Source organism: Saccharopolyspora sp. 6V, assembly GCF_020176785.1.
GTDB lineage: Bacteria > Actinomycetota > Actinomycetes > Mycobacteriales > Pseudonocardiaceae > Saccharopolyspora_C > Saccharopolyspora_C gregorii.
In genome coordinates this window covers 22,723-29,632 of the sequence record NZ_JAIUKB010000148.1, presented here as the reverse complement: position 1 = coordinate 29,632, position 6,910 = coordinate 22,723, and the positions used below count along the sequence as shown (strand labels likewise).

Here is a 6,910-nt window from a genome sequence, read left to right as displayed (position 1 = left end):
TCGCGGCGCCCGCGTCTGTGGTTAAAACCACACCCCCGCAACGCGGGGGGCCCCCGCGCGCGGCGCCCCCCCGCCCGGCGCGGCGAGACCGCGGGCAGCGTCGCCGTTCGCGACGGACGCATCGCCGCCGTCGCACCGCACGACGCGCCGCCGCCCGCCGCGCGCACCGTGGAGCTCGCCGACGACGAGGTGCTGCTGCCCGGCCTCGTCGACACCCACGTGCACGTCAACGACCCCGGCCGCGCCGAGTGGGAGGGCTTCCCGACCGCCACCCGCGCCGCCGCCGCGGGCGGCATCACCACGCTGCTGGACATGCCGCTGAACAGCCTCCCGCCGACCGTCGACCCCGAATCCCTCGCGGTGAAGCGGGAATCCGCGCGCGGCAGGGTGCACGTGGACGTCGGTTTCTGGGGCGGTGCGATCCCCGGCAACCGGGAGCACCTCGGGCCGCTGCACGACGCCGGGGTGTTCGGGTTCAAGAGCTTCCTGCTGCACTCCGGCGTCGACGAGTTCCCGCCGCTGGACGCCGCCGGGCTGGAAGCGGCGCTGGCCGAGCTCACCACCCGGGACGCGCTGCTGATCGTGCACGCCGAGAACTCGGCAGCGATCGACGCCGCACCCAGCCCGCACGGCGAGCACTACCGCGACTTCCTCGCCTCCCGCCCGCGCGGCGCGGAGGACGTGGCCATCGCCCAGGTCCTCGACCTGGCGCGGCGCACCGGTGGGCGGGTGCACGTGCTGCACCTGTCCTCCTCGGACGCGCTGCCGATGATCGCCGCCGCGAAGGCGGACGGGGTGCGGGTGACCGTGGAGACCTGCCCGCACTACCTCTGCTTCACCGCCGAGGAGATCCCGGACGGCGCCACCCAGTTCAAGTGCTGCCCGCCGATCCGCGAAGCGGCCAACCGCGAACGGCTCTGGCAGGGGCTCGCCGACGGCACCATCGACTGCGTCGTCAGCGACCACTCGCCCTGCACGCCGGAGCTGAAGCGGCTCGACACCGGCGACTTCGGCGTCGCCTGGGGCGGCGTGTCCAGCCTGCAGCTGGGGTTGGCCGCGGTGTGGACGCAGGCCCGGCTGCGCGGGCACGGGCTGGCGGACGTGGTGCGCTGGATGGCCGGGCGCACCGCGGAGATCGCCGGTTTGCACCGCAAGGGCGCCGTCGAACCGGGCGCCGACGCCGACCTGTGCGCGTTCGCCCCCGACGACGCCTTCGTCGTCGACGCCGCCGGACTGCACCACCGCAACCCCGTCACCGCCTACCAGGGCCGCGCGCTCGCCGGACGCGTCCGGCGCACCTGGCTGCGCGGCGAACCCGTCGACGTCGCAGGCCCACCACGAGGAACGTTGCTGAGCAGGGGAGAAGCATGAACGACCGGTCCGCGCTGCCCGAACTCGCCTCGCGCGCCGTCGGCGGCGCCGTCGTGCACGCCAACGACGAGCTGTTCGCCGAACGCGAGAACCTGATCAAACCCGCCGCGCCCGCCTACCAGCCCTACACGTTCGGCCACAAAGGACAGGTCTACGACGGGTGGGAGACCCGGCGGCGTCGCGAACCGGGCCACGACTTCGCGCTGATCCGCCTCGGGCTGCCCGGGATCGTGCGGCGGCTCGTGGTGGACACCGCGTTCTTCACGGGCAACTACCCGCCCGAGGTGTCCGTGCAGGGCGCGGCCGTGGACGGTTACCCGAGCCCGGCGGAACTCCTCGACGCCGACTGGGTGGAGCTGCTGCCCGCCTCGCCGGTCCGCGGCGACACCGAGAACTCCTTCGACGTGGACACCGCGCTGCGCTGCACCCACCTGAAGCTGTGCATGCACCCGGACGGCGGCATCGCCCGGTTGCGCGCCCGCGGCGAACCCGTCGCCGACCCGCGGTGGGCGCGCGGCGAGTTCGACCTGGCCGCGCTGGAGCACGGCGGGCACGTCACCGGGTGCAGCAACATGTTCTACAGCTCGCCGTCGAACCTGCTCGCGCCCGGCCGGGCCGCCGTGATGGGCGAGGGCTGGGAGACCGCGCGGCGCCGCGACGACGGCAACGACTGGGTGGAGGTGGGGCTCGCCGCCGCCGGCGTGCTCACCGCCGCCGAGCTCGACACCAGCCACTTCGTCGGCAACGCGCCCGGCTGGGCGACTCTGTCCGGTGTGGACGGACGGGTGGCCGATCCGGCGGATCCCGCGGCGTGGCGGGAGATCCTGCCGCGCACCCGGTTGCAACCCGACACCCGGCACCGGTTCCGGCTGCACTCCGGCGCCGAGTTCACCCACGTGCGGCTCGACGTGCACCCGGACGGCGGCATGGCGCGGCTGCGGCTGCACGGCACCGCCACCGCCGACGGGCACGCCGATCTGGTGCGCCGCTGGTCCGCCGCGGTGCCGCCGGAGTACGCGCGGGCCGTGCTGCTCGACTGCGGGGTCCCGGCGGACACCGCCGCCGAGCTCGCCGCCGCGTCCGGTCCCGACGCCGACACCGCGCTGGCGGCGGCCTTCCGCTGAGCGGCCGTTTCCGCCGAGCGGCAGGGATTGCCGCTGCCCGGCCGGGCTTTCCGCCCGACCGGCCTGGCTTTCCGCCGACCGATCGGAGCGGGCACCGGAAGTCGGGTGCGCCGCGGCACCGCCGACCTAGCGTGGTGCGCACCAGGAGGAAGGAGGACCCGGTGCTGGATCGGCTGAACGCGGCCCTGGACCACGCGGAGGAGCACCTCGGCGACACCGTCGACGTGGGCGAGCTCGCGCGGATCACGGCCACCTCCGAGTACCACTTCCGGCGGATGTTCTCCGCGCTGGCGGGCATGCCGTTCTCGGAGTACCTGCGGCGCAGGCGGCTCACCCTCGCCGGGGCGGAAGTGCTCGCCGGGCGGCGGACGCTGCTGGACATCGCCGTCCGGTACGGCTACGGCTCGGCGGAGGCGTTCGCGCGGGCGTTCCGCGCGGTGCACGGCGTCGGCCCCGGCGAAGCCCGCCGCGACGGCGCCGCGCTGCGGTCCCAGCAACGGATCTCCTTCCGGCTCACCGTCGAAGGGAGCAGCGAGATGCGCTACCGCATCGTGCGCCGCGAGGCGTTCCACGTCGTCGGCCGGAGGGCCCGGGTACCGCTCGTGCACGAAGGCCCCAACCCGGCGATCGTCGAGCACGTCCGCGGCATCGGCCCGGACGAGCTGCGGCGCATCGCCGCCCTGTCCGACCAGGAACCGGCGGGCATCATCGCCGCCACCGACGACCTGGACGACAGCCGTGCCGAGGGAACCACGCTCGACTACTACCACGGGGCGGTGACCCGGGATCCCGGTCCGGACGACCTGGACTCGCTGGCCGTCCTCGCCGGGGCCTGGGCGGTGTTCGAGGTCTCCGGCGAGTTCCCGCACGCGATCCAGTACCTGTGGCGCGACGTCTACACCGAGTGGTTCCCGTCGAACCCCTACCGCAGCAGGCCCGGCCCGGAACTCCTCCGCACCGAGGTGTCCGAGGACGGCACCCGCGGCGAAGCCGAGCTGTGGATCCCGGTGGAGGAGGTCTCTCCGTCTTCGAACTCGGTTTGCGCAGGGCTCGGGTAGCGGAACCTCAGCGGTTCCCTCGCCGCCCGCGTTCCTGGTGTGGCCGCGATTTCTGAGCTACCGGTCCGCTGATTTCCACCCGTGCCCCGCAGTCGTGTCCGTTTCCCGTCAGCGGCGAAGCCGCTGAGCCGCCGACCACCAGAGCAAGGTGACCACCAGCGGGTTCTCAGCGGTTCCCTCGCGAGGACAGCTTTTTCCCTCGTGGCGGAGCCACTTGGGAAAAAGATCCCGCAGCGAGGGAACCGCTGAGGTTCCGCCACCCCAGTGCTGGGCAACAGAAGCAGCCACTCATGTCAGAATGCTGACATGAGTGGTTCCGGTGTTGAGCTGGAGACGTCCCTGGGCTACCTGCTCAAGGAGGTGTCGAGCACGCTCCGCGCCGCCATGGAGGAGGTGCTGCGGCCGCTCGGGATGACCGTCACGCACTACTCCTGCCTGGAGCTGCTGGCGCAACGGCCGGGCCTGTCCAACTCCGAGCTCGCGCGGGGCGCGTTCGTGACGCGGCAGTCGATGAACGTGCTGCTGCGGAACCTGGAGCGCGACGGCTACGTGACCAGGCCCGCCGAGGCGCCGGTCGGCAAGGCGCTGCCCGCACGGCTCACGCCCAGCGGCCGGCGCAGCCTGGAGCAGGCCAGCGCGGCCGTCCGGGACGTCGAGCGCCGGATGCTCGGCGAGCTGACCGAAGCGGAGCAGGCTGAGGCGTTCCGGCTGCTCAAGGGCATGATCTACTCGCTGCGGGAGCGGTCCGGCTGACCGGCCGCCGGGCTCGACCGGCTGTCCGGGTTCGACCGGTTGGCCAGCTCGACCGGCTGCCCGGTCCGACCCTGCGGGCCGGTCAGCTCAGGACGATCGTCTCCACCGGCAGGCCGGGCGTGGCGGAGAGGTCCAGCGGGGACGGCTTCGCGCCCGCGGCCACCACGTGCGCGCCGAGCGCGGCGATCATCGCGCCGTTGTCGGTGCACAGCCGGGGCCGCGGCACCCGCAGCTCGATCCCCGCCGCCGCGCACCGCTCCGCGGCCAGCGCGGACAGCCGCGAATTCGCCGCCACGCCACCGGAGATCACCAGCGTGCCCACCCCGAGGTCCTGCGCCGCGCGCACCGCCTTGAACGTGAGCACGTCCGCCACGGCTTCCTGGAACGAGGCGCACACGTCGGCGACCGGGATCTCCCGGCCCGCCCGCTGCTCGCCCTCGACCCAGCGGGCCACCGCGGTCTTCAGCCCGGAGAACGAGAAGTCGTGCCGCGCGTCCCGCGGACCGGTCAGCCCGCGCGGGAACGCGATCGCCTTCGAATTCCCCTGCTCGGCCAGCCCGTCGATCGGCGGCCCGCCCGGGTACGGCAGGTCGAGGATGCGGGCGACCTTGTCGTAGGCCTCCCCGGCGGCGTCGTCGATGGTGGAGCCGACCTGGGTGATCCGCTCCGCGATGCCCTCCACCAGCAGGAGCTGGCTGTGCCCGCCGGAGACCAGCAGCGCCAGGCAGCGCGGCGGCAGCGGACCGTGCTGCAGGGTGTCCACGGCGACGTGCCCGCCGAGGTGGTTCACCCCGTACAGCGGGACGTCCAGCGCCACCGAGTACGCCTTGGCGGCGGCGACGCCCACCATCAGCGCACCGGCCAGGCCGGGTCCCGCCGTCACCGCGATGTCGTCCACATCGGACAGTTCGAGCCCGGATTCGTCCAGCGCGCGGCGCATCGTGGGCGCCATCGCGGTCAGGTGCGCCCGGCTGGCGATCTCCGGCACGACGCCGCCGAAGCGGGCGTGCTCGTCGACGCTGGAGGCCACGGCGTCCGCGAGCAGCTCCACCGAGCCGTCCGCGCCGAGCCGCACCAGCCCGACCCCGGTCTCGTCGCAGGAGCTCTCGATGCCGAGCACGATCCGGTCGGTGGTGGTCATGACGCACCACCTCCCTCCGCAGTGGGGTCGGCCGCGGGCCTGCGCATCGTGTGCGCGTCCGCGCCCGAGGGCTGGTAGTAGCGCTTGCGCAGGCCGACGATCTCGAACCCGTTCTTCCGGTACAGCTCGATCGCCGGGTCGTTGTCGGTGCGCACTTCGAGGAACGTGGTGGCGCGGTGCTCGTCGGCGCGGGCCAGCAGCCGCAGCAGCAGCGCCCGTCCCACCCCGCGGCCCTGGTGCGCGGGATCGACGCCGATGGTGTGCACCTCCGCGTCCACCTCCGGTGGCCGTCCGGCCAGCGACAGCCCGGCGTAGCCGATCAGCTGCTCCGCCTCGTCGTAGGCGCCCAGGTAGTGGTGGCCGCGGTCCAGCTCGGCGGCGAACGACTCCAGCGACCACGGGTCGTCGCCGGGGAACAGCACCTGCTCCAGCTCGGCGCAGCGCTTCAGGTCGTTCCGCCGCAGCTTCGCGATGAACGGGGTGCTCATGACGCCGCCTCCGGGCTGACCTGCTTGCGCGGGCCGGGCGCGGTGGCGTCCGGACGGCGCAGGTACATCGGCACCAGCGGCAGCGGTTCCTCCCCGCTGTGCAGGTCGTGCCGCGCGGCCGCCACCAGGCCGGTGGGGGTGGGGTACTCGGTGTCGAGGACCGGCAGCCCGAACACGTCGCCGTGCGCCGAGGCCATCTCGCCCGCGGCGAAGTCCAGGTCCAGCTCGGCGATCTCCGCGGGCACGTCGGCCGGGCGGTGCACGTGCGGGCCGGTGAGGCGCTCCCGGTCCGGGCCGTAGGCCGCCCAGTACACCTCCTTGCGGCGCGCGTCCGTGGCGACCAGCAGCCGCATCCCGCCCGCGGCGGCGCCGGACACGGCGGCACCCGGCTCGCCGCCGGCGGCGCCCACGCCCTGCGCGGCGGCCGTCTCCGGAACCGCGGCGGCGATCGCGTCCAGGCTGCACACCGGGTGCACCGGGACGTCCAGGGCCTGCCCGAGCGCGGCGGCCGTCACCATGCCCGCCCGCAGCCCGGTGAACGGACCGGGCCCGGAGCCGACGACGATCGCGTCCGCGTCCGCCAGCCGGTGACCGGCCTCGGAGACCGCCGCCATCAGGTGCGGGGTGAGCAGTTCGCCGTGCGCCCGGGCGTTCACCGTCACGCGTTGTGCGAGGGGGCGGGGCCCGCCGCCGTCCAAGGCGACCAGCCCTGCGGTGACCGCGGGCGTCGAAGTGTCCAGCGCGATGACGAGCACAGCCGAAAAGGCTACGTCACCCCAGGTCACCGACGTGTCCCGGGTGCCGGGCGGCACCCCGGCCACGACGAACCCCGCGCACTCCGCTCGGGGTGAACGGACCGTTCGTCCAACCGGGCGGTCCGTGCACCCGGGGCGGGCAGGGTGAACGGACCGTTGGTCCAACGGGATGGGACGAACGGTCCGTTGACTCGGGACCGGGCGGGGTGAACGGACCGTT

The 6,910-nt window shown here is 74.1% G+C and carries 7 protein-coding genes; 4 read left to right on the top strand and 3 right to left on the bottom strand.

Translation table 11 applies throughout. The annotated features are described in order from the left end of the window. The first annotated feature begins 15 nt into the window (after positions 1–15). From allB to LCD35_RS25345, 4 genes are all read left to right on the top strand, one after another. Positions 16–1,371: an allantoinase AllB gene (gene allB, locus LCD35_RS25360; RefSeq protein ID WP_225045077.1), complete on the top strand. Its 1,356-nt coding sequence runs from the start codon at positions 16–18 to the stop codon at positions 1,369–1,371. Next, the gene (alc, locus tag LCD35_RS25355; protein WP_225045076.1) at positions 1,368–2,495 is read left to right on the top strand and encodes an allantoicase; all 1,128 of its coding nucleotides are present in this window, start codon (positions 1,368–1,370) and stop codon (positions 2,493–2,495) included. The genes allB and alc overlap by 4 nt, the downstream gene beginning before the upstream one ends. Before the next feature lie 161 nt (positions 2,496–2,656). Beyond that, positions 2,657–3,553, top strand: coding sequence for a helix-turn-helix domain-containing protein (locus LCD35_RS25350; RefSeq protein WP_224977655.1), 897 nt, complete (start codon positions 2,657–2,659; stop codon positions 3,551–3,553). Positions 3,554–3,859: 306 nt separating this feature from the next. Beyond that, positions 3,860–4,306 carry a MarR family winged helix-turn-helix transcriptional regulator gene (locus LCD35_RS25345; RefSeq protein ID WP_224962386.1) on the top strand — a complete coding sequence of 149 codons (447 nt, stop codon included), beginning with the start codon at positions 3,860–3,862 and terminating at the stop codon, positions 4,304–4,306. An 82-nt stretch (positions 4,307–4,388) separates the two neighbouring features. On the opposite strand, the gene tsaD is transcribed toward LCD35_RS25345, so the two are convergent. The 3 genes from tsaD to tsaB are packed head-to-tail and all read right to left on the bottom strand — an operon-like array spanning position 4,389 to position 6,690. Further along, on the bottom strand, positions 4,389–5,447 hold the full coding sequence (gene tsaD, locus LCD35_RS25340; RefSeq protein WP_225045075.1) for a tRNA (adenosine(37)-N6)-threonylcarbamoyltransferase complex transferase subunit TsaD: 1,059 nt from the start codon (positions 5,445–5,447) through the stop codon (positions 4,389–4,391). Further along, positions 5,444–5,935 carry a ribosomal protein S18-alanine N-acetyltransferase gene (gene rimI / locus LCD35_RS25335; protein WP_224962382.1) on the bottom strand — a complete coding sequence of 164 codons (492 nt, stop codon included), beginning with the start codon at positions 5,933–5,935 and terminating at the stop codon, positions 5,444–5,446. The genes tsaD and rimI overlap by 4 nt, the downstream gene beginning before the upstream one ends. Then, on the bottom strand, positions 5,932–6,690 hold the full coding sequence (tsaB, locus tag LCD35_RS25330; protein ID WP_225045074.1) for a tRNA (adenosine(37)-N6)-threonylcarbamoyltransferase complex dimerization subunit type 1 TsaB: 759 nt from the start codon (positions 6,688–6,690) through the stop codon (positions 5,932–5,934). Before tsaB ends, rimI begins: the two co-directional genes overlap by 4 nt. Positions 6,691–6,910 lie beyond the last annotated feature (220 nt).

Excerpts from the sequence above, each read along its gene's own strand:
- alc (WP_225045076.1), top strand. The coding sequence starts at position 1,368 with ATGAACGACCGGTCCGCGCTGCCCGAACTCGCCTCGCGCGCCGTCGGC.
- LCD35_RS25345 (WP_224962386.1), top strand. The coding sequence starts at position 3,860 with ATGAGTGGTTCCGGTGTTGAGCTGGAGACGTCCCTGGGCTACCTGCTC.
- tsaD (WP_225045075.1), bottom strand. The coding sequence starts at position 5,447 with ATGACCACCACCGACCGGATCGTGCTCGGCATCGAGAGCTCCTGCGAC.
- rimI (WP_224962382.1), bottom strand. The coding sequence starts at position 5,935 with ATGAGCACCCCGTTCATCGCGAAGCTGCGGCGGAACGACCTGAAGCGC.